At 67.7% G+C, this 18,267-nt stretch carries 19 protein-coding genes and 4 pseudogenes; 11 read left to right on the forward strand and 12 right to left on the reverse strand.

Going from position 1 to position 18,267, the window contains the following annotated elements; all coding sequences use genetic code 11:
• The first annotated feature begins 764 nt into the window (after positions 1 to 764).
• A complete protein-coding gene (locus ACZ6R6_RS48155) occupies positions 765 to 914 on the forward strand; it encodes a hypothetical protein (RefSeq protein WP_470104126.1) in 150 nt (49 codons plus the stop codon).
• A gap of 315 nt (positions 915 to 1,229) precedes the next feature.
• Here ACZ6R6_RS48155 and ACZ6R6_RS48160 read toward each other — a convergent pair whose 3' ends face one another.
• The 4 genes from ACZ6R6_RS48160 to ACZ6R6_RS48175 all read right to left on the reverse strand — a co-directional run bounded on the left by ACZ6R6_RS48160 (position 1,230) and on the right by ACZ6R6_RS48175 (position 3,322).
• Positions 1,230 to 1,445: a tautomerase family protein gene (locus ACZ6R6_RS48160; RefSeq protein WP_470104127.1), complete on the reverse strand. Its 216-nt coding sequence runs from the start codon at positions 1,443 to 1,445 to the stop codon at positions 1,230 to 1,232.
• Positions 1,446 to 1,471: 26 nt separating this feature from the next.
• A complete protein-coding gene (locus ACZ6R6_RS48165; RefSeq protein WP_470104128.1) occupies positions 1,472 to 1,789 on the reverse strand; it encodes a hypothetical protein in 318 nt (105 codons plus the stop codon).
• Complete coding sequence (locus tag ACZ6R6_RS48170) at positions 1,720 to 2,157, reverse strand: hypothetical protein (RefSeq protein ID WP_470104129.1); 438 nt, start codon at positions 2,155 to 2,157, stop codon at positions 1,720 to 1,722. The genes ACZ6R6_RS48165 and ACZ6R6_RS48170 overlap by 70 nt, the downstream gene beginning before the upstream one ends.
• Before the next feature lie 112 nt (positions 2,158 to 2,269).
• Positions 2,270 to 3,322 carry a YncE family protein gene (locus ACZ6R6_RS48175; RefSeq protein WP_470104130.1) on the reverse strand — a complete coding sequence of 351 codons (1,053 nt, stop codon included), beginning with the start codon at positions 3,320 to 3,322 and terminating at the stop codon, positions 2,270 to 2,272.
• Between the two features lie 118 nt (positions 3,323 to 3,440).
• Between ACZ6R6_RS48175 and ACZ6R6_RS48180 the strand changes: the two genes are divergently transcribed.
• Together ACZ6R6_RS48180 and ACZ6R6_RS48185 are read left to right on the forward strand one after the other, a co-directional pair.
• Positions 3,441 to 4,343 carry a LysR family transcriptional regulator gene (locus tag ACZ6R6_RS48180; protein WP_470104131.1) on the forward strand — a complete coding sequence of 301 codons (903 nt, stop codon included), beginning with the start codon at positions 3,441 to 3,443 and terminating at the stop codon, positions 4,341 to 4,343.
• A gap of 132 nt (positions 4,344 to 4,475) precedes the next feature.
• Positions 4,476 to 5,207, forward strand: a pseudogene (locus ACZ6R6_RS48185) (DUF3322 domain-containing protein).
• Here the strand turns inward: ACZ6R6_RS48185 and ACZ6R6_RS48190 are convergent.
• Together ACZ6R6_RS48190 and ACZ6R6_RS48195 are read right to left on the reverse strand one after the other, a co-directional pair.
• A pseudogene (locus ACZ6R6_RS48190) lies at positions 5,173 to 5,322 on the reverse strand (transposase); the annotation flags it as partial. The pseudogenes ACZ6R6_RS48185 and ACZ6R6_RS48190 sit on opposite strands and share 35 nt — an antisense overlap.
• A 157-nt stretch (positions 5,323 to 5,479) precedes the next feature.
• Positions 5,480 to 5,950 (reverse strand): molybdopterin-binding protein, encoded by a 471-nt coding sequence (locus ACZ6R6_RS48195; protein WP_470104133.1) that lies wholly within the window; start codon positions 5,948 to 5,950, stop codon positions 5,480 to 5,482.
• 495 nt (positions 5,951 to 6,445) lie between these two features.
• Here ACZ6R6_RS48195 and ACZ6R6_RS48200 point away from each other — a divergent pair, with 495 nt between their 5' ends.
• Both ACZ6R6_RS48200 and ACZ6R6_RS48205 read left to right on the forward strand, forming a co-directional pair.
• A complete protein-coding gene (locus ACZ6R6_RS48200) occupies positions 6,446 to 6,748 on the forward strand; it encodes a hypothetical protein (RefSeq protein WP_470104135.1) in 303 nt (100 codons plus the stop codon).
• Positions 6,749 to 6,772: 24 nt separating this feature from the next.
• Positions 6,773 to 7,027, forward strand: a pseudogene (locus ACZ6R6_RS48205) (group II intron maturase-specific domain-containing protein); the annotation flags it as partial.
• Between the two features lie 144 nt (positions 7,028 to 7,171).
• Here ACZ6R6_RS48205 and ACZ6R6_RS48210 read toward each other — a convergent pair.
• Complete coding sequence (locus tag ACZ6R6_RS48210) at positions 7,172 to 7,831, reverse strand: DsbA family oxidoreductase (RefSeq protein WP_470104137.1); 660 nt, start codon at positions 7,829 to 7,831, stop codon at positions 7,172 to 7,174.
• Between the two features lie 98 nt (positions 7,832 to 7,929).
• Entirely contained in the window at positions 7,930 to 8,292 is a 363-nt protein-coding gene (locus tag ACZ6R6_RS48215; RefSeq protein ID WP_470104139.1) for an antibiotic biosynthesis monooxygenase family protein, read from the reverse strand.
• A gap of 21 nt (positions 8,293 to 8,313) precedes the next feature.
• Here ACZ6R6_RS48215 and ACZ6R6_RS48220 point away from each other — a divergent pair, with 21 nt between their 5' ends.
• The 4 genes and pseudogenes from ACZ6R6_RS48220 to ACZ6R6_RS48235 all read left to right on the forward strand — a co-directional run bounded on the left by ACZ6R6_RS48220 (position 8,314) and on the right by ACZ6R6_RS48235 (position 12,504).
• On the forward strand, positions 8,314 to 8,823 hold the full coding sequence (locus ACZ6R6_RS48220; protein ID WP_470104141.1) for a hypothetical protein: 510 nt from the start codon (positions 8,314 to 8,316) through the stop codon (positions 8,821 to 8,823).
• A gap of 146 nt (positions 8,824 to 8,969) precedes the next feature.
• Positions 8,970 to 10,589 (forward strand): annotated as a pseudogene (gene istA / locus ACZ6R6_RS48225) (IS21 family transposase).
• Entirely contained in the window at positions 10,586 to 11,428 is an 843-nt protein-coding gene (istB, locus tag ACZ6R6_RS48230; RefSeq protein ID WP_470104143.1) for an IS21-like element helper ATPase IstB, read from the forward strand. The pseudogene istA and the gene istB overlap by 4 nt, the downstream one beginning before the upstream one ends.
• Positions 11,429 to 11,619: 191 nt before the next feature.
• A complete protein-coding gene (locus tag ACZ6R6_RS48235) occupies positions 11,620 to 12,504 on the forward strand; it encodes a phosphotransferase (RefSeq protein ID WP_470104145.1) in 885 nt (294 codons plus the stop codon).
• 498 nt (positions 12,505 to 13,002) lie between these two features.
• On the opposite strand, the gene ACZ6R6_RS48240 is transcribed toward ACZ6R6_RS48235, so the two are convergent.
• The 3 genes from ACZ6R6_RS48240 to ACZ6R6_RS48250 are packed head-to-tail and all read right to left on the reverse strand — an operon-like array spanning position 13,003 to position 15,849.
• Positions 13,003 to 13,449 carry a DUF6069 family protein gene (locus tag ACZ6R6_RS48240; RefSeq protein WP_470104147.1) on the reverse strand — a complete coding sequence of 149 codons (447 nt, stop codon included), beginning with the start codon at positions 13,447 to 13,449 and terminating at the stop codon, positions 13,003 to 13,005.
• Positions 13,450 to 13,485: 36 nt separating this feature from the next.
• Positions 13,486 to 14,043 carry an NADPH-dependent FMN reductase gene (locus tag ACZ6R6_RS48245; protein ID WP_470104149.1) on the reverse strand — a complete coding sequence of 186 codons (558 nt, stop codon included), beginning with the start codon at positions 14,041 to 14,043 and terminating at the stop codon, positions 13,486 to 13,488.
• Positions 14,044 to 14,094: 51 nt separating this feature from the next.
• Positions 14,095 to 15,849 (reverse strand): NAD(P)H-binding protein, encoded by a 1,755-nt coding sequence (locus ACZ6R6_RS48250; protein ID WP_470104150.1) that lies wholly within the window; start codon positions 15,847 to 15,849, stop codon positions 14,095 to 14,097.
• A gap of 130 nt (positions 15,850 to 15,979) precedes the next feature.
• Between ACZ6R6_RS48250 and ACZ6R6_RS48255 the strand changes: the two genes are divergently transcribed.
• Together ACZ6R6_RS48255 and ACZ6R6_RS48260 are read left to right on the forward strand one after the other, a co-directional pair.
• On the forward strand, positions 15,980 to 17,008 hold the full coding sequence (locus ACZ6R6_RS48255) for an AraC family transcriptional regulator (protein ID WP_470104152.1): 1,029 nt from the start codon (positions 15,980 to 15,982) through the stop codon (positions 17,006 to 17,008).
• A 6-nt stretch (positions 17,009 to 17,014) separates the two neighbouring features.
• Entirely contained in the window at positions 17,015 to 17,155 is a 141-nt protein-coding gene (locus ACZ6R6_RS48260) for a hypothetical protein (protein ID WP_470104154.1), read from the forward strand.
• A gap of 467 nt (positions 17,156 to 17,622) precedes the next feature.
• On the opposite strand, the gene ACZ6R6_RS48265 is transcribed toward ACZ6R6_RS48260, so the two are convergent.
• On the reverse strand, positions 17,623 to 18,267 hold a 645-nt coding region (locus ACZ6R6_RS48265; RefSeq protein ID WP_470104156.1), incomplete at its 5' end, for a transposase.

Here is an 18,267-nt window from a genome sequence, read left to right on the forward strand (position 1 = left end):
TCCTTCGACGTCCTCATCCACCTCCACGACGTCCGGGAGGCCGACAAGCTGAAGCCGTGACGGCCCGGCCCCGGCACGAGCCGCCCGACCTCTCCGTCGCTTGGAAGTCCCATAGATCCCCCTCCAACTACCTAGAGTATTGACATATAGCCAGAATGTAGCTATTCAGACCAGGGGCAGGCCGCACTCAGACCAGCGGGGCAGAGTAGAGCGTTTCCGCAGGCGACCGGCGGTGATGGCTGCTCGCCCCGCTCCCAAGTTTCGGCAGTGCACGTCGTGTGGTTACGTCCGGGACGAAGCCCCGGCCGGAGAACTCTGTATAGGCGCAGGTGAGAGGCATATCCGTTGGTTCTTGCGCCATTACTACCGGGACCCCGAACACCTCAGCCACGAACGCGGCCAGCTCACCCCGGAGCTGCTCGACTGTCGCGAGTTCCCGATGCTGAGGGCGTGGTAGTGACTGACCGTGATCTTCAGCGGCAGTCCAGCTTGACGCGCCGCTTGGGTGTTCAGAACCCATGGCCACGGACAGGGTCTGGAATGGTTGGCGGAGGTCAGCGGCATATCCACCGCCCTGACCTCGGCCGAGCCTGCGGCGATGAAGGCGCGCATCCCGACAGTCAGGTGGGTATGAGGATGCGGACGCACCCGGTCGGCGGACTCTCGAGGCACTGCGAGGACGGGTTCAGCCTTCAAGTGGACCCGATCAGCAGGGAGCGGCAGCTGTTGGCGGTGCCTGACAGCCAGACCCGGCGCATCCGAAGATGGCGGTCGACCGGCTGATCGCCCGCCGCGAGGTCGGTCTGCGGGAGAAGCTCCTCTACCGGATGCTGTACGAGACGGCGGGACGTGCCGAAGAGATTCTGGGCTCAACATCGAGGACCTGGACCTGGCCGGGCGCCGTATACGGGTGAGGGCCAGGGCGCCCGCGCCACGCCCCGCCGTCGGGGCCAGGTGCGGGAGGACTCCGTGCTGGAGACCGTCTACTGGGATGCCGGCACCGCCCGGCTGTTGCCGCGCCTGCTGAAAGGGCGCACCCGCGGCCCGGTGTTCATCACCCACCGCCGACCCGCCCGCCGTGCGGCGGCGGGTCAGCTCCCGCTGTACGGCGTAGGCGGTGCCGATGTCATGATCGCCGACGAGATCGCGTACGGGCGGGATCGGCCGTCTGTCCTGTGCGGCGTGGTTGAGCCGGTCGGCGGCGTGGGCCACCGGGGCGGGGGTGGCGGTCACGCCCGTTCGCCGTCCGGATCTCCACCCCGGTGGGCGGCAAGGGTCTGTCCGCCGGTGAACCAGTGTTCCGGCGGGGCTTCGGTGATGATCACGCGGACGGAGTCGCGGGCGGCGCCGAGCGCGCCCTGTACGGCGTCGGTGAGCGCGACGCCGAGTGCGTGCAACTGCTCGGGATGGCGGCCCCGCGCCACGGTGACTTGGACCAGGGGCATGGCGGTTTCTCCTTCGTACGGTTGGTTCACGTACCGGCCAGCATGAGCGTGCCGGGCCGGCCGATGCGGGCGGTGAGGACGTCGCCTGGCGCCAGGGGCGTGGCCGCGGTCAGGCCGCCGGAGAAGACGATCTGCCCGGCGCGCGGCCTCTCGCCTTCGGCCTGGAGCTGACGGGCCGGCCACGCCACGGCCGTAGCCGGATAGCCCGTGGCGGCGGCTCCCGTCGTGGTGGCGACCAGGTCGCCATTCTTCTCGAACTCCACCCCGACCGCGCTCAGGTCGATGTCGTCCGCGGGCACCGGCGGGCCGACCAGGTAGCGGCCCGCCGAGACGTCGTCGGCCACGACGTCGGCAACGGTGAAGCGGTAGTCGTGGTAGCGGGACGGGAGTCGAGGATCTCCAGTCCTACGGCCACGGCCGAGGTGACGGCGAGTACGTCGTCCGCCGTGACGCCGGGTCCCTCCAGGTCGGCGCCGAGCAGGAACACGATCTCCGGTTCGGCGCGCGGCTGGATCAGCGCGACGATGTCCGGAGGTTGACCGGGCCCCAGCGCGCGAGCAGGTTCCAGGAAGCCGTATACGGGGGCGTCGAGGTCGACCTGGGCCTGCTTGGCGCGCGAGGTGAGCCCCAGTTTCCAGCTTGCCAGGCCGCCAGCCGTGCCGCGCAGGCGGCGTTGCACGGTGTACCCGGCGGCCAGATCGAGACCGCTCATGCGATCGGAGAACGGGTCGAGCGCGCGGCGGGCCGCGACGGCCGACGTCAGGCGGACGCCATGTTGTCGATCGCTTGCTCCCGCCTGGTCGCGGTCGTGGGCCGGCTCGTGTTCACGATGTCTGGCGGGGGATGTAGGCCAGGCCGTGTGCGCCCGGCTCGCCGCGCTTGGGAATCTTCAGCTGCTCCAGCCGGCGCATCTCCTCCAGATCCACGATGTCCACCGTGGAGGAGGACACGCAGGAGACGTAGCCGAGCCGGCCGTCCGGGGAGGAGGTGATCGTCAGCGGGAAGTGTCCGATCTCGATGCTGCCCAACGGCCGGTGGTCGTGCGCGTCGAACACGGTGAGCCGACCAGGTGCCTGGCGGCCGAGCTGGGAGTCGGTAGCAGGTTCCATACGCAGTTCGCCCGTGAGCAGCCGTCCGGTGGTGGTGACGTGGACGGGGAACGTCACGGCGCCGGTGGGCAGGACCTCGGTGATCGACGCCGTGGCGGTGTCGATGACGCGGATGCCGGGCGCCGCCGACGCTCCGGGGGCGGCGAAGGAGCCGTACGGGGCGGCGACGAAGACCTTGCCGCCGTCGCCGGAGACGGCCAGGCCCTCGCTGCCGGGCACTTCCACCTTGGCCGTCATTGTGCCGGTACGCAGATCCACCACCGACACGTATGGTGCCTCTTTGTTGCTGGCGTAGCCTGTGTTGCCGTCCGGGCTGATGACGAACCAGTGCGGGCCCTTGGCGCCGGTGCCGATGCGGCCGATGGGCTTGCGGGCGGCGAGGTCGACGACTATGACAGCGCCCGGCCGGTCCTCGGCCCCTTCGACGCTGACGTACAGCAGGTCCCGGGCGGCGTCGATGGCGAGCCCATGCGGTGCGTGCTCGGGCGTCAGGTCGATCACGTCCACGATGCGGCGCTCGTCGGGGTCGACAAGGGTGATCTCGCTACGTCGGCCGCTGTTGGCGTGGTAGTAGCCCGCGTGGTAGCTGTGCGTGCACCACAGCAGGCGCCGTGCCGGGTCGAGGCACAACTCGTGCGGCTCAGCCAGGACATCGAGCACGCCCAGCAGCCGGTGGTCGGCCGCGTCGAAGAACGACACCGTCGGGCCGCTCTGGCTTACCACCGCCAGGACATCGCCTTCCCGCTCGGCTCGTGCGTCATACGTCATCAGGTTCTCCTCGTCGTGGGGGATGTGCCAGGCCAGTCTCGAAGAGCCGCATACCGCCAGACAATGCAAAGATAGGCACATAATGTTTCCGCTCAGCGCAAATCGGACGGGGCTGCTCATGGATCTGAACCTGCTGGCGGCGCTCGACGCCCTTCTGCACGAGGTCAGCGTGACCGGGGCAGCCGAGCGGCTGGGGACCTCACCTGCCGCGGCCAGTCGCAAGCTCGCCACCCTGCGTCGCGTACTGGGCGATCCTCTTCTCGTCCGCGCAGGGCAGCGCCTCGTCCCCACTCCGCGAGCACTGGAACTGCGCGAGGAGGTACGGACGCTCCTGCAACGATCCGAAGCTCTGCTCGCGCCCGCGCCCGCGCTGGACCTCGCCCAGCTGCGCAGGACCTTCACCATCCAGGCCAGTGACCTGTTGTTGACCGGTCTGGGCGCACCGCTCATGGAACGGGTCAACGCTCAGGCTCCGCAGGCGGACGTGGTGTTCGCACCCGAGGCGCTGGAGGGAGGCCCCGCGCTGCGGCAGGGCGAGGTGGACATCGAGCTCGGCGTGCTGGGTGATCTTGACCCCGAGATCCGCACCGAACCGCTGGCCCGCGTTGCCATGGTGGCCGTGGCCAGGGAAGGCCACCCGCTGTTCGCCGAGCCCATCACCCCGCAGCGCTTCGCGCAGGCGCCGCACATCGGCATCTCACGTCGCGGGAGATTGCGCGGTCCCATCGACGCTGCGCTGGCCAAGCATGGTCTGCGTCGCCGAGTGGCCGCTGTCGTTCCCGGCCACACCACCGCCATGATGCTGGCTACCACCAGCGACCTCGTCTGTCTGACGATCGACGGATGGTTCGGTCAGGCTCTCACCGCGCTGGGCCTGCGAGCCTTCCCCATCCCGTTGGACGTGCCCCCGATGGCGATTGGCATGGCCTGGCATCCACGCCACGCGGCCGATCAGGGACACGCCTGGCTCCGCTGTCAGCTCCGCATGGTCACCAGCACCCTTGTCGAGAGCGCCGCCTGATCGCGCTGTATCCGTGTTCAGAGGGTGTCTTCGATCCTTACGCGATCTTTCTTGTTGATCTTTATCGGCGGCTGCAAGATGACACCCGATCGATGACTGCAGGGGGCGTCGGTGTTGAGCGTGGCGCGCTTGGTGCGTGTCCGATTCGAACGCAACAACCCCGACTGGGCTCGCGGCCAATGGCCGATGCGCATCAGCCTGCACCCGCCCAGCACCGCCGAACGATCCGCCGACCCCGTCGCCTGCCACGCCTGGGCCGCGCTGTGGGAGAACTACCAAGGCGCCGGCACCGTCGAGTACGCCCACCTCCGCTTCCCCACCGCCACCCACCCCATGCCCAAGACCCTTCTTCTGGCCCACCCTGGCCAGGCGGCGGCGCTTCACCCCCACACGCAGCGAACATGACAGCGCTGCGGCCAGCGCTTGACCCGTCTGCAACACCTCTTCCCTGCAGCGGTCTTCGAAGGCGTCATCCGCCGCATCACCGACCTCGACGGACGCGACTATCAGAAACTGATCGACACCGTCGGCTGGCTGCGCACTCACCCCACCTCAGGACTGCTGCTGCGGCAGTTGCCCATCGAAGGAATCGACACCAAGTGGCTCCTCCAGCGCCACGTCCTGGTGCTGGCCCTGATCGGAACCCGCGAAGACCCCACCGCCCCCGACACCACAGCCGGCGACACCTCACCGGTCTCCGCCCGCATGCGCCTGCACCATCGGCTCGGGCTGCGCACCCCACCAGAGCTCATCCAAGTCGCCGTGCTCGACCCGGGCCTGCGCGCACTGGGCATCACCGCCCGCACCATCGTCACCGGCAGCAGACCGAGGTGTCGGTGGCCACGGACCGCTTGCGACCGTTGATCTTCTTGCCTGCGTCGTAGCCGCGGCTGCCGGTGCCGACCGTGTCGACGCCCATGACACTCTGGCTGTCGATGACCGCCACCGACGGCTCCGGATCGCGGCCGGCTCTCTTTCGGACGCGCCGCCCCGTGCCTGGTCTCCGGCCCCGACCTGGACGGGCGCGAAAGGCCGGCTACCGCATCACCCGCGAACGCGACCGCCACCACGGCCACGCCGGGCCGTACGTCGTCTCGCACCGGACCGACGTCGCGACCGGCTGCGTGTGCGGCCCCTCAACGCCGTAACCGGTCATCGGCGCATACCTTGATCTCCGCGATCCGGCTGATGTGCCAGCCACCGCACCGGTCACCCGGCACCACCAGGTGCGGGCCCTCCTCGTCGAGGTCACGGCAGTCCATGCTGACGGCCAGCAGCGCCGCGGTGTCACCGAACTCCGGGTCGATCTCCCCCCACGACAGCACCGCACGATGTCCGTCGCGGCCCAGCACCGAGACCAGGAAGCGCAGCCGGTCCTTGCGCTCGTCCGCATCGAACAGCGGCCCCGCCGCCCGCAGCACCTCCACCAGCAGCGGCCCGCTGAAGTAGTGACGCCGCACCCCGGAGGTGCGGCACTCGAAGCTCACCGTCAGTTCCCGCTGCGGCATCGACCGCAGCGCGGCCACGCTCAACCAGGCCGGCTCGCGCAGCGCCCCCGACAGGGGCACCCGGCCGTCGACAGCACGATCGGTCGACGTGGACTCCACAGGCTCTCCTCGTCTGATCCGCCTGACCTGCCCATACCCCCGGCCATCGACTCCTACACTCATCTGCGATGCTTTCTGCGCCAAAAGCCCGCAAATGCCATGGCAATGATGGGTCTGCACTCGCTGATGAGCATCAACTCCTTACCCTGTGTCGAGCCACGGGCCACACTCTGGGCCCGACCTCACCACGGTCCCGCTTGAGGGCGTCGAGCCCAGCCACGTCGTACGGCGACCCGCGCCCGCGACCGCAACGGCCCCGTGGCGATCTTCCGCACGTACGCCCGAGCCCACCTCACGGCTCTTGACCCGACCGGCCCGGCGAATGCCCCGCCCGCACGGTCCGTGGAGTGATCGCACCCAGGCGTACCAGAATCCCGGCCACTCCCCCCGAGCGGCGCCCGTCCCGCATCTCGCCGTCCCGGCCGGCCCGGACCCGGTGGCTGTGTGAATGGGACTTGGAAGGCGCGACTCCCTCTGTCGAGCGACTTTCCGAGCGTGCCGACCGGTATCACCACCCTCCATATGATCGTTTCTATGTACAAGATGATCTCTCGATCGTCGGCCCGCGTGCTGCTGATGGCCGAGGTCGGGCTGGAACTGCACCCGGACAAGACCCGGATCGTGTACTGCAAGGACGACCGGCGGCGCGGCTCGCATGAGCACACGTCGTTTACGTTCCTGGGGTTCACCTTCCGGCCGCGAGGGGTCCGGACCAAGGCCGGGAAGATGCGATGTGGCTTCAACCCGGCGGTCAGCAAGGAAGCCTTGAAACAGATGAGCGCGACGGTGCGAGCCTGACGGCTTCACCATCGCGCCGGGTCCTCCGAACACGACCTCGCACGGCGGATCAATCCGGTCGTGCGGGGCTGGATGCAGTACTACGGTGCGTTCTACCGCTCCGCGCTGTATCCCCTCCTGGCCCGCATCAACGCCTACCTGATGCGGTGGTCGCGCAACAAGTACAAGCGGCTCAGGGGCCGTAAGAAGGCCCAAGCCCGGTGGGAGATGGTCGTGAAGTCGCGGCCACGGTTCTTCGCTCACTGGATCTGGGTGAACACGGTCCCGACGGCCTGGTGACCAGGACGACAAGAGCCGTGCAACGAGAGATTGTTACGCACGGTTCTGTAGGAGCCCCGGGCTGAGAGGCCCGGGGCGACCCGACCGGTCCACCCCCAGAAAGAGATGCCGAGATGGTGCAACAGGCGTGACCGGAGTCGTCCGTCAGTCAGGCCGGTCAGGGATGGTCAGAACGCCGTGTGAGCCGGTCGGGTCGGTCCGCAGGAGCACGTGCAGATCGGCGACGGGCTGGACTCCGGAGACCGGCGGGCGGCCGTCGATCACGAGACTGGGCACGCCGGTGATGCCGTGCTCTGCCGCGTGGCGCCGGTCGTCGCATACCTCGTCGGCGTAGTCGTCGCCGTCCAGCACAGTGCGCACCTCCCTGGTGTCCAGCCCGGCCTCGCCGCCGAGGCGCTGCAGGACCTGCGCGTCGGCCACGTTGTGCCCCTCGGTGTGGTACGCGCGCAGAAGCAGATCCATCATCTGGTCGGCCCGGCCGCGGTCGGCGGCGAGCTTGACCAGCCGGTGCGCGTCGAAGGTGTTCACCGGGCGGGCCAGATGCAGGTTCAGCTCCAGGCCTTCCGCCGCGCCCAGTGACCGGATCCGGGCGATGCGGGCGGGCGCCTGCTCGCCCCACCAGCCGGCCATGGCCTCCGCGGCGGTCGGCCCGGGCGTCCGGCCTTCGTCCGGCGCGAGCTCGTAGGCGCGCCAGACGATCTCGATGCTGTTGCGGCCGGGCTGCTGGGCCAAGGCGGCCGTCAGGCGTCTCTTGCCGATGTAGCACCAGGGGCACAGCACATCGGCGTATATCTCAAGCTTCATGAATGTCCCGCACAGTGATCGTGGTTGATGGAGCGAGTTCGGCAACCCGGCGGCGGGCTGCCGACGGGTACAGCCGCCCGCCGGCAGGGATCGGACGATCAGGCATCGAGGCGCTGCGGCCCAGGACCGACTTCGCGGACGACGGTGTAGGTGGGCACCCCGGTCATGCGTGGTTCGGCCTTACCGGACAGGCCTTCCAGCGTCCTACCGATGGCGGCCATCCGGCCATCGGTGTCGGAGGTCTCCACGAAGTGGCGGTAGTCCGCCTCGCTCGCCCAGTGCACGATGTTGTACACCCGGGTCCCGTCCGTGCTCACATGGAAACGAGCCGAGCGATAGCCGGGATTGAAGCGCACCCACCGCTCCTGGATCTCCGCGAACGCCTCCACAAGCTCACGCTGTGTGTCAAGGCCATCAACGGTATAGTCGATGATCGAATAGAAACCGGAATCGGTGCTCATGAACACACTCCTCAAGGTCGGATGCAGGGGCGACGCCCCGGCCGCCATCGTGCAATCTCAACCACAGTTGAGGTCAAACGCCCGGGCGAAGGCGCAACCGATCCTGCGCTACTTCCGGAATGCCGCAATTCCGGAAGTAGTCTCCGGGAGACTTCCGGAAACACAATCCCAGAGCTCGAGCAAGCCCCCTGCACAGCTTCCGGAAACACAACCCGGTCCCGGACCGTCCTGCTCCCCGGCCCGTATGCGGCGATCCTCGACGACTACGCCACCGCGCTCGATCACTCACCGCTGGCTGACTCCAGCAAAATTAAGTACCACTCCCGGCTGCGCGGCTACCTGGCCTGGCTCGCTGAGCAAGCTGACGTCGACGCACTCGACGGCGACTCGCTCACCGACCCCATCGCCGCTACCGGCGCAGTGCGCGACTTCCGCCGCCACCTGAAGAACGGCCGCCGCATCCTGATCGCCGAGCTTCTCGGCCACGGCTCTCTGGACACCACCCGCCGCTACGCCCTGCCTGGTTTCTAGCGGGTGAGTTGGCTCCATCTACGGACGGTTTCTGGCCCCATCGGATGGCTTTCTGTAGCGGATCGGCGACGTTCCGGTGAGTTTTGGCTCCACTACTGTCGTTGCGGTGAGACGCTTCATGTGCTCTGTGTGGCGGAGGAGCCGAGATGGCGCGGATGAGCAAGGTGGAGATCTACGCGGCAATCCGGCGGGATTCCCGGATTGAGGGTTGGGAGTCCGGGCGCTGGCGCGTAAATACGGCGTGCACCGCCGCACCGTGCGCGACGCCCTGACGTCGGCGTTCCCGCGACAGCGGAAGAAACTGCCGCCCCGGCGATCGACCGGATGCTGCGCGCTGATCTGCACGCTCCACGCAAGCAGCAGCACACCAGCAAGCGGATCTTCGACCGGCTGGTGGCCGAGTATGAGATGGAGGGCATCTCCTACTCCACGGTCTGTGAATACGTGTCGTGGCGGCGGCCGGAGATCAGAGTGGAGGCGGGCCGGGCACCGCCCGCGGAAGTGCCGATCGATCAAGAACACAAGCCTGGAGTCGAAGCCGAGGTCGACTTCGGGGATGTCGTCATCGACTTGGCCGGAGAGATGACGGCCTGCTACATGTTCGTGTTCCGGCTGTCGTACTCGGCAAGGCGGTGCACCGGGTCAGCCTGTCGGCGGGGCAGGAGGCGTTCTTCGAGGGGCATGTGCACGCGTTCAACATGCTGGGAGGCGTGCCGACCGGCAAGGTCCGCTACGACAACCTCAAGGCCGCGGTCGCGCAGGTGCTGGGATTCTCCCGGGCCAGGGTGGAGAACGAACGCTGGACGTTGTTCCGGTCGCACTACCAACTGGATGCCTTCTACTGCCAGCCCGGCGAAGGCGGAGCTCATGAGAAGGGCGGCGTCGAAGGTGAGGTGGGCCGGTTCCGCCGCAACCGGATGGTCCCCATCCCGAAAGTCGACTCCATTGCCGAGCTGAACGAGCGGATCGCCGGGTGGGACGCTGAGGACGACCTGCGCCGCATCGGTGCCCGGGCTCGCACGGTGGCCGAGTACTTCGCAGTGGAGGCTCCGCTGCTGGCGCCGCTGCCGGAGCGGGCGTTTGAGACCGGACGGACCTTCTATCCGCGCGTGGATCGGCGCGCCTAGATCAACGTTCGCACCAACCGGTATTCGGTGCCGGTCGCCTACATCGGCCGGCAGGTGCGGGTGTTGCTGCGCTCCAACGAACTGCTGGTGTTCGCCGACAAGACGTTGATCGCCCGGCACGAACGGCTGATCGCCAAGAACTCCGCTCGTCTGGATCTGGACCATTACCTGGAGGTCTTGCTCCGCAAACCCGGCGCACTTCCCGGCTCCACCGCCTTGGACCAGGCCCGTCAAGCCGGGAAGTTCACGGCGGTCCACGACGCCTGGTGGGCAGCTGTGCGTGAGGCGCACGGCGACGCCGCTGGCACCCGTGAACTGATCCAAGTGCTGCTGCACCGGACCATGGCCGACGAGCACGTGGTCGCTGGGATCGCTGCCACCCTGCAAGTCGGCGCCTCTTCAGCCGACGCGGTCGCGATCGAGGCCCGCCGTGCGGCCCAGACCGCCTCTGGCCACCATTCCGCTACTGCGGCCGACCGGCCGACGGGCAAGCCCGTGACGCTTCCGGACAACATCGTCTCCCTCACCCACAAGAAGCTTGCCGCTCTACCCGGCGACGATCGCCCGTTGCCCTCGGTGGCCGCCTATGACCGGCTGCTGCGCCGCGCCCATCCACCCAAGACAGGAGAGTCTTCATGAGCAGCATCCAGCCTCAGCCCCGGCTCACCCATCAGCGCGGTCTGACCGAACAGGCCGCCGAAGCCTCCATCGACCAGGCATGCCGGATGTTGCGCCTGCCCACCATGCGTGCCCAGTTCGTCGCCACCGCCAACGCCGCCGAGAAGGAACAACTCACCTACCGCGGGTTCCTGGCCGAGCTACTGATGGCCGAATGCGAAGATCGGCTCCGCCGCCGCAGCGAACGGCGGATCAAGGCTGCCGGATTCCCGCGCGAGAAGTGGCTGAGTGACTTCGACTTCGAGGCCAACCCCAACGTGGAACCTGCCCTCATCCACACGCTGGCCAGAAGCGAGTGGGTGCGTGACGGAAACCCACTCTGCCTGATCGGTGACTCAGGCACCGGCAAATCCCACCTGCTCATCGGCCTGGGCGCCGAGGCTGCCATGGCCGGCTATCGCGTGAAATACGTGCTGGCAGCCTCGCTGGTCAACGAACTCGTCGAAGCCGCCGACGACTTGGTCCTGGGCAAGACCATCGCCCGCTACGGCCGCTACGACCTCCTCTGCCTGGATGAGCTGGGCTACATGAAACTCGACGAACGCGGAGCCAACCTGCTGTTCCAAGTCCTCACCGACCGTGAGGAACGCGCCAGCGTCGCCATCGCCTCCAACGAGTCCTTCTCCGGCTGGACCAAGACTTTCACCGACCCCCGCCTCTGCGCGGCCATCGTCGACCGGCTCACCTTCAACGCCACCATCTTGGAGACCGGCACGGAGTCCTACCGGCTCGCCCAATCCAGCCGCCGCCTCGAACACTTCGACAACGAAGGCGAAGACGACGAACAACCAGCCAGCTGACCGCAGAGGGACCTACTCACGCCCCTCATTCACCGCGGGGGTGGGCAGCAACATGCATGTGACCTGTAGCGGCCATGAGAGGTTCTTGGTCGGCGGCCATATGAGTCCGGGCCGGCGGTCATCAGGAATCCTGGCAGACGGCCAAGGAAATCACTTCGATCATGCCCATGCGCCGCAGTACGGTCTAACACTTGGCCGAACTGAAGAGGGGAATCGCGATGAGCTCCGCCACCTACTTCGACCCTGCTGAACCCGAACCCGAAGTCGCGCTGGTCGGCGGTGAGGTCACCGAGGGTGTCGTGCGCGTCGGTGACACGGTGCGGCGTCCGGTCGGTTTCAACGCTCCGCTCGTCCACGCCTTGCTTCGCCACCTGGAGGTGGTCGGGTTCGCGGGTGCCCCGAGATTTCTCGGCATTGACGCGGCCGGACGTGAGGTGCTGACATTCGTCCCCGGCGAGGTCGCCGGGCAGCCGAGACCCGCGTGGGTCGCCGACGAGGCGCGGTTGGCTGCGGTCGGCCGCCTGGTGCGGGCCTACGACGACGCGGTCGCCGGTTTCGTCCTGCCCGAAGGGGTTCGGCCCTTCGCGGGACTCGGCGAGTTCACCGAGCCGCCGGGCATACCGCCGGCACCGCCCTATCCGGTTGAACTGGTCGGGCACATGGACTTCACACCTGACAACATTGTGTTCCGGGACGGCGAGGCCGTCGCGCTCATCGACTTCGACATGGCCAAGCCAGTCTCCAGGGTCGACGAGGTCTGCAACGCGATGCTCTCGTGGGCTCCGCTGGGTGATCCCGTCGACGCCGATCCGCTGCTACGGGACGTCGACGCGCCGCGCCGCTGCCGGATCCTCGCCGACGCCTACGGCATGTCGGATGCAGATCGTTCCCGGCTCGTCGAGGTGGCCGTAATGCGGTCGAGGCGGGCGTGGTTCTCGATGAAGCAGATCGCCGAGGCGCAGGGCGGGGGCTGGGCGCGGATGTGGCAGGAGGGCGCCGGCGACGAGATCAAGCGGCAGGAGGCGTGGTTGGAGCGAAACGGAGCGGCGATCGAAACGGCGTTGACCGCCCCATAGGTTCACTTCACGACGGGAGCAACGATGATCTCACCGGCATCGGACAAGTCCTTCCGAAAGGCGGTGACCTCCGAGCGGGAGTTTTGACGGCCGTCAATCTGGATCAGGTTGGCCGCCACCAGGAAACTTCATGTCCGTTCACATGACCCCCAGGGTGGGGCCAAAACTCACCCGTGATCAAGGCTCCACGATCCACAAGTGGGACCAAGTTCCACTGGTGACCATGCACCAGAGATCGACTCGTGGAGCCAAAACCCATGCGAGCGCTGGGGCCACTTCTCGCGCCCGTAATCACCCTGCCCACCGAAGCGGACAAGGCTGCCGCTCTGGAGGCCCTCATCACAGACCACTAAATGGAATCCGCAACAGCGGCGAAGCGAAGGGGCTCGGGAGTGTTAGACGCCCTTCCTCATGATCATGTAGACCAATGTCAGAGGTGACAAGCCATCAGGCTCGGGTGGAACGAACGGTCCGCCCACAGCGGATTCCGGTGGCGCTTCAGGTAGTGGCGCTGTGGGGCTTCGGCGCGCTTCGTCGCATCATCGGGATGAGCACGGCCGCCACTGCCAGGTGCATGAGAGACAGCACACTCTTTGTGCCGGAGGTCGCTTCGACGCCGAGGATCGGTGCAAAGGACAACATCAGTACCGCGATGGCAATTACGGTCCAGATGGTCCTGGCCCGGCGGATGTACCGCTCCAGCACAGCGAGCGCACCCCAGCCGAGTAGGGCCAAGGCCAGCGTGAAGCCGATGACGAGCGGCAGGCCCACGATCATGGGGGGTTGTCCGTTGCGCTGGTCGACCCTGAGATCGATGTCCAGCACGTAGGCAGCGAGCCACACCAGGCCGGTGACCAGCACCGCACCACCGACCGCGATGGCTCTGACGCGCCGAGTAGAGGTGCCGGTCATCACAGATTGGGACGTCTGGGACGTCGTAGTCATGATCTGTTCCTTAATGAGGTGGGGTATCCGAAACGACTACCGACGAAGTGGCTGCAAAGCCTCGCTCCAGGCGACGACCTGGTCCAGCATGGCCGTGACTGTGTCCTCCTGGTGCGCCGCCGGATTCAGGACGCTGAAATGCTCGAAGTCGGTGAACAACGACAGCGCGACCTGGGCGCGCACGTCGGCGACCTGGAGCTCGCCCATCACCAGCCGTAGGTGTTCCACCGCGCGGGTGCCACCGGCGCTGCCGTAGCTGACGAACCCGGCCGCCTTGTTGTTCCACTCCGCGTACAGGAAGTCGATCGCGTTCTTCAACGCTCCCGACGTCGAGTGGTTGTACTCGGGCGTCACGAACACGTACCCGTCGAAGGAATCGATCGTCTCAGCCCAGGCCCTGGTGTGCGGGTGGCTGTACTGCCCCATCGCCGCCGGCATCACCTCATCCAGATGCGGCAGGCTGAAATCTTTGAGATCCACCAGCTCAAACTCGGCGTCCTGGCGCTTGGTGGCGATGTCGTGCACCCAGCGGGCCACGGCCTCCCCGTTGCGCCCTGGCCGCGTGCTCCCGATGATGATCGCAATCTCGGTCATGACGATTCCCTTTCTTCGGACGCCGTGGTACCGGGTCCGAGATGCTTGCGTTCAGGGGAAGATGGTGATCTTGCCGTGGGTCTGGCCCGCCTCGCTCCTGCGGTGGACCAGCGCGAGGTTAGACAGCGGGTGCGATTCGGCGACGTCGACGATGAGCGCGCCGGCGTCGAGGAGTTCGACGATCTCGCTCAGTTGCTTGGCGTCGTTGCCGGCGACCATGTGGAGGGCGGTGACATCGGCGTCAGCGGGCGGCTCGATGGGGGTGGCGACGGAGGCGATGACGCCGCCCGGCCGCAGGAAGGAGACCAGGTTCGCCGCGGCCTCGGGGGAGATCGGAGCGAGGTTGACGACGGCATCGACCGGGCCGTCCAGCGCATCTGCGAGAGCGGTGGTCGTGTAGTCGATGATCTGGTCGGCGCCGTACTTTCGGACCGCCGCGGCGCTGCGGTCGCTGGCCGTGGCGACCACTGTCGCACCGGCGTGCCTGGCGAGCTGGACGGCGAACACTCCCACGCCGCCACCGGCGCCGTTGATGAGCACGCGCTGGCCCGTGGTGATGTGGGCCTGCTCGAACAGCACCTGCCAGGCGGTGAGCGCGGCGACCGGGATCGCGGCCGCGTCGGTGAGGGGAACAGTGACAGGCGCCTTGGCCAGCACGCCGGCCGGGGCGGCGACGTACTCGGCCGCGGCGCCGCCCGCGTCGAGACGGCCGATGACCGGGTCGCCCACGGCCAACCCCTCCACGTCGTCGCCGACCTCGACGATCGTGCCGGAGACGTCCCAGCCGAGGATGTAGGGCAGGTCCACCGGCAGCACAGCTCGCAGCGTCCCCGACCGCAGCGCCATCTCCGAAGGGTTGAACGAGGTGGCAGCGACCTGGATCAGGACCTCGCCCGGCCCGGGAGCGGGCCGCGGTACTTCTTCGTATCGGATGACGGAGGCATCGCCGTACTCGTGGATGCGGGCGGCCTTCATGGTGTCGCTGAACTCGCCCGCGTGGTCGCTCACCCAGGTGCGGAACGTGCGTGCCGGGGCTCCGGTGACCTCTGCCACCGTGGCCGTGGCCGCTTTCGGCTCGGTCACCATCTCGGCCTGGGCTTGGAGGATGCCGTCCACGGCCGCGGGTGGCCAGCCCTGGGTGAGCATCTGCTGCCGCGCGGTCTGCGGCGAGGTCTCCCCCCAGCGCACCGGGCGGCCGATCACCTCTCCGATGATGCTCGCCTGTTCGGCCTGGGTCAGTATCTCGGGCCCGGTCAGCTCGTAGATCGCGCCGTTGGGCCCGTCGCCGATGAGTGCGTGCACCGCGACCGCCGCGAGGTCCCGCTCGTGCAGCGGGGGCAGGGCGGCCGCGCCGTACGGCTCGCGCACGACTGCTTCGGCGCGGATCTGCCCGGCCCACCGCAGGGCGTTGGCCGCGAAGGCGTGCGGCCGCAGGAACGTCCATTCCAGCCCGGACCGCTCAATCAGCTGCTCGACCTGTTGTTCGTGGTCGCGTACGGCCGCCGAAGACAGGTAGACGACGCGGCGGGCATGCGTGGCGACCGCATCCAGAACCGCGGGCATCCCCTCGGCCGTGGCGAACGGCCAGAGGAGAAACACGGCCTCGACCCCATTCAGGGGCGTGTGCAGGGTGTCCGGATCGGCCAGGTCGCCCCGCACGACCTCGGCGCCGTTCGGAAGGCCGGCCGTTTCGGGATCGCGGGCCAGCGCACGAACCTCGACCCCCGCCTCCAGCAGCTGCGCCACGACCTGCCGGCCGACCGTGCCGGTCGCCCCGATGACCAGAATCTTGCGTTGCTCAGGCATGAAGTGCTCCCAACGGTTGATCATTTCGTGTGTGCTCAACCGTATGGGGACGAGGAAAGACATCCAATGCGTGAAGGTCTCGTATTTATACGTATGCGTCTTCGTAGGGCTGTCGAGATAGACTTTCTCTGTGGATGTACTCAGCGATGTGATCGCTGCGATGCGCGCCGGGGAACCCCGCTCGGCGCGCGTTCAGTGGCACGCCCCCTGGGGGCAGCGCTTCCCCACCGTGCGTGGTTCCGCCGGCTTTCAAGTGGTCCTGCAGGGATCATGCCGGCTGGTCCCCCCGGACAGCGGCGCCCCCATCGCGTTGAACGTGGGTGACGTGGTGTTCCTGCCCCACGGAAGCGGTTACGCGCTCGCCGACAGCCCTACCACCCCGCTGACCGAGCCCGTCTGCGACCCACTGAACGACCCTCGCTTCGAAGACCGCTACGCCTCCGCAACCGTGGGGAAGACCGGCCACGACGGCTCGCAGGCGGTTACCGTGACCCTCTGCGGTGGATACCGGCTCGATCCCAGCCGAGCCCATCCGCTTCTGGGTGACCTGCCCGAGATCGTCCACCTGCCTGCCCGCCTCGGGCACCGCTCCGAACTGCGCGCCGCCGTCGACCTTCTCGGCGGCGAACTCGACAACCCTCGTCTTGGCGTGGACACCGTCGTGCCCGCCCTGCTCGACATGCTGCTGCTCTACATTCTGCGGGCCTGGTTCGACGAACAGTCCGAACGCGGCACGACCACCGGCTGGGCTGCGGCACTGGGTGACCCGGCGATCAGCGCCGCGCTGCACGCCCTCCACCGTGACCCCGCACTCCCCTGGACGGTTGGCACACTCGGCACCCGGGCGGGACTGTCGCGGGCGGCTTTCTCCCGGCGCTTCACCACTCTGATCGGCCAGCCGCCCCTCACCTACCTGACCTGGTGGCGCATGACCACCGCCGCCCGGCTTCTCCGCGAGTCCGACGCCCCGCTCGGCGAGGTGGCCACCCGGATCGGCTACACCTCGGAGTTCGCCTTCGCCACCGCCTTCAAGCGGGAGTACGGCATCGCACCCGGCAGATACCGACGACAGAGCCGAGCGGAAACTCAGAGCAGTGAACTCGACGTAATGGCACCACAACCAGTGGTCACTTCGTCGGCGAGGAGCGCCGAACGATGATCAAAAATGATCATCAGCGTCTTCGCCCGCATGTCCAGCCGATGCCAGAAACTCACCCACGCCGAACCCCCCGGCGAGCAGTTGGAGCTGTTCGCATCAGAGCCGGACCGAGCCTGTGCCGAAGACGGCGCGGATGGCGGCGCCTGACCAGTCGAACCCACAGCGCCCTGGTCGGCGAGCTGCGCCGCCGCGAGATCGGCTTCACCTCGCTGCACGAGAACCTCGACACCACCACCCCGGGCGGCCGGCTGGTCCCACGTCTTCACCGCGCTGGCCGAGTTCATCCGCGAGCTCATCGTCACCGGCACCCGCGAAGTCCCTCGGCCGGGTCGGTGGCCGACCCACGGTGGTGACGCCGGAGATCCTGCGGGCGGCCCAGGCCTGCTGCCTTACCCCGAGCACTCGCTCCCCTCGATCGCCCGACTGCTCGGCGTCTCGGTGGGCACGCTCTACAACCACATCCCGGACCTGCGTGAACTGCGCGCCGACCAGACATCTGCCGCGCAGGATGGGAGCAAGCGGTGGTCTACAGTGCCTGCCGCAGGCCACCGAGGGCATACGGTTTCAGATGAACGAGGAAACGACTGCCGCCAACGTGAGGCCGAGGCAGGCCATCACGAAGTAGCCCTCTTGGGCCACCGGGTTGTTGTCTGTCGCCAGACGATCACCAGGACGGCTGCCGTCACGAGTGTCAGCAGCAGATGTATGCCATACCACCAGGGGATCGGCACATCCCCCAGGGTTTCCCCGACAGTCAGGTCTTCGGCCAGCGCATAGCCGGCGACCATGGTGAGCACGCCCAGTCCCAGCAGCGCGAGCCCGGGCAACAACTGGCGGAACGCACGGGTGGGCACTGCGCGCAGGACGATTCCCGCCAGGAAAACCAGAGATGACCACTGGTGCAGCTGCTGCATGAGCAGGCCACCACGCACCTCGAACCTGGTCGTCAGCTCCGCGGCGTAAGCGGCGCTCATCTCGACTCCGCGCAGCGGCTCGTAGGAGCCGTCATAGATCACCCGGTCGCTCGGCGTGTAGAAAAACGCGAGGAAGGCGCCGGTGAGCAGGACGACCACGATCAGGATGTCTGGGTCGCCGACCCGCCAATGCCCAGCGGCCATCAGCCGCTCGACCACCTCGCGCAGCTGGGCAGCGGTCACCGCGGCTAGATCATCCCCAGGCGTCAGCCGGAGCGCATCCAGTGGCGCGGTCCACGAACTGCGGCCTTCCTCCAAGGCCACCACGAAGGAGTACGGCCAGCC

The sequence above is a fragment of the Streptosporangium sp. NPDC048886 genome, from assembly GCF_055586905.1.

Excerpts from the sequence above, each read along its gene's own strand:
- ACZ6R6_RS48155 (WP_470104126.1), top strand. The coding sequence starts at position 765 with ATGGCGGTCGACCGGCTGATCGCCCGCCGCGAGGTCGGTCTGCGGGAG.
- ACZ6R6_RS48160 (WP_470104127.1), bottom strand. The coding sequence starts at position 1,445 with ATGCCCCTGGTCCAAGTCACCGTGGCGCGGGGCCGCCATCCCGAGCAG.
- ACZ6R6_RS48170 (WP_470104129.1), bottom strand. The coding sequence starts at position 2,157 with ATGAGCGGTCTCGATCTGGCCGCCGGGTACACCGTGCAACGCCGCCTG.
- ACZ6R6_RS48175 (WP_470104130.1), bottom strand. The coding sequence starts at position 3,322 with ATGACGTATGACGCACGAGCCGAGCGGGAAGGCGATGTCCTGGCGGTG.
- ACZ6R6_RS48180 (WP_470104131.1), top strand. The coding sequence starts at position 3,441 with ATGGATCTGAACCTGCTGGCGGCGCTCGACGCCCTTCTGCACGAGGTC.
- ACZ6R6_RS48210 (WP_470104137.1), bottom strand. The coding sequence starts at position 7,831 with ATGAAGCTTGAGATATACGCCGATGTGCTGTGCCCCTGGTGCTACATC.
- ACZ6R6_RS48215 (WP_470104139.1), bottom strand. The coding sequence starts at position 8,292 with ATGAGCACCGATTCCGGTTTCTATTCGATCATCGACTATACCGTTGAT.
- ACZ6R6_RS48220 (WP_470104141.1), top strand. The coding sequence starts at position 8,314 with ATGCAGGGGCGACGCCCCGGCCGCCATCGTGCAATCTCAACCACAGTT.
- istB (WP_470104143.1), top strand. The coding sequence starts at position 10,586 with ATGAGCAGCATCCAGCCTCAGCCCCGGCTCACCCATCAGCGCGGTCTG.
- ACZ6R6_RS48240 (WP_470104147.1), bottom strand. The coding sequence starts at position 13,449 with ATGACTACGACGTCCCAGACGTCCCAATCTGTGATGACCGGCACCTCT.
- ACZ6R6_RS48245 (WP_470104149.1), bottom strand. The coding sequence starts at position 14,043 with ATGACCGAGATTGCGATCATCATCGGGAGCACGCGGCCAGGGCGCAAC.
- ACZ6R6_RS48250 (WP_470104150.1), bottom strand. The coding sequence starts at position 15,849 with ATGCCTGAGCAACGCAAGATTCTGGTCATCGGGGCGACCGGCACGGTC.
- ACZ6R6_RS48260 (WP_470104154.1), top strand. The coding sequence starts at position 17,015 with ATGATCATCAGCGTCTTCGCCCGCATGTCCAGCCGATGCCAGAAACTC.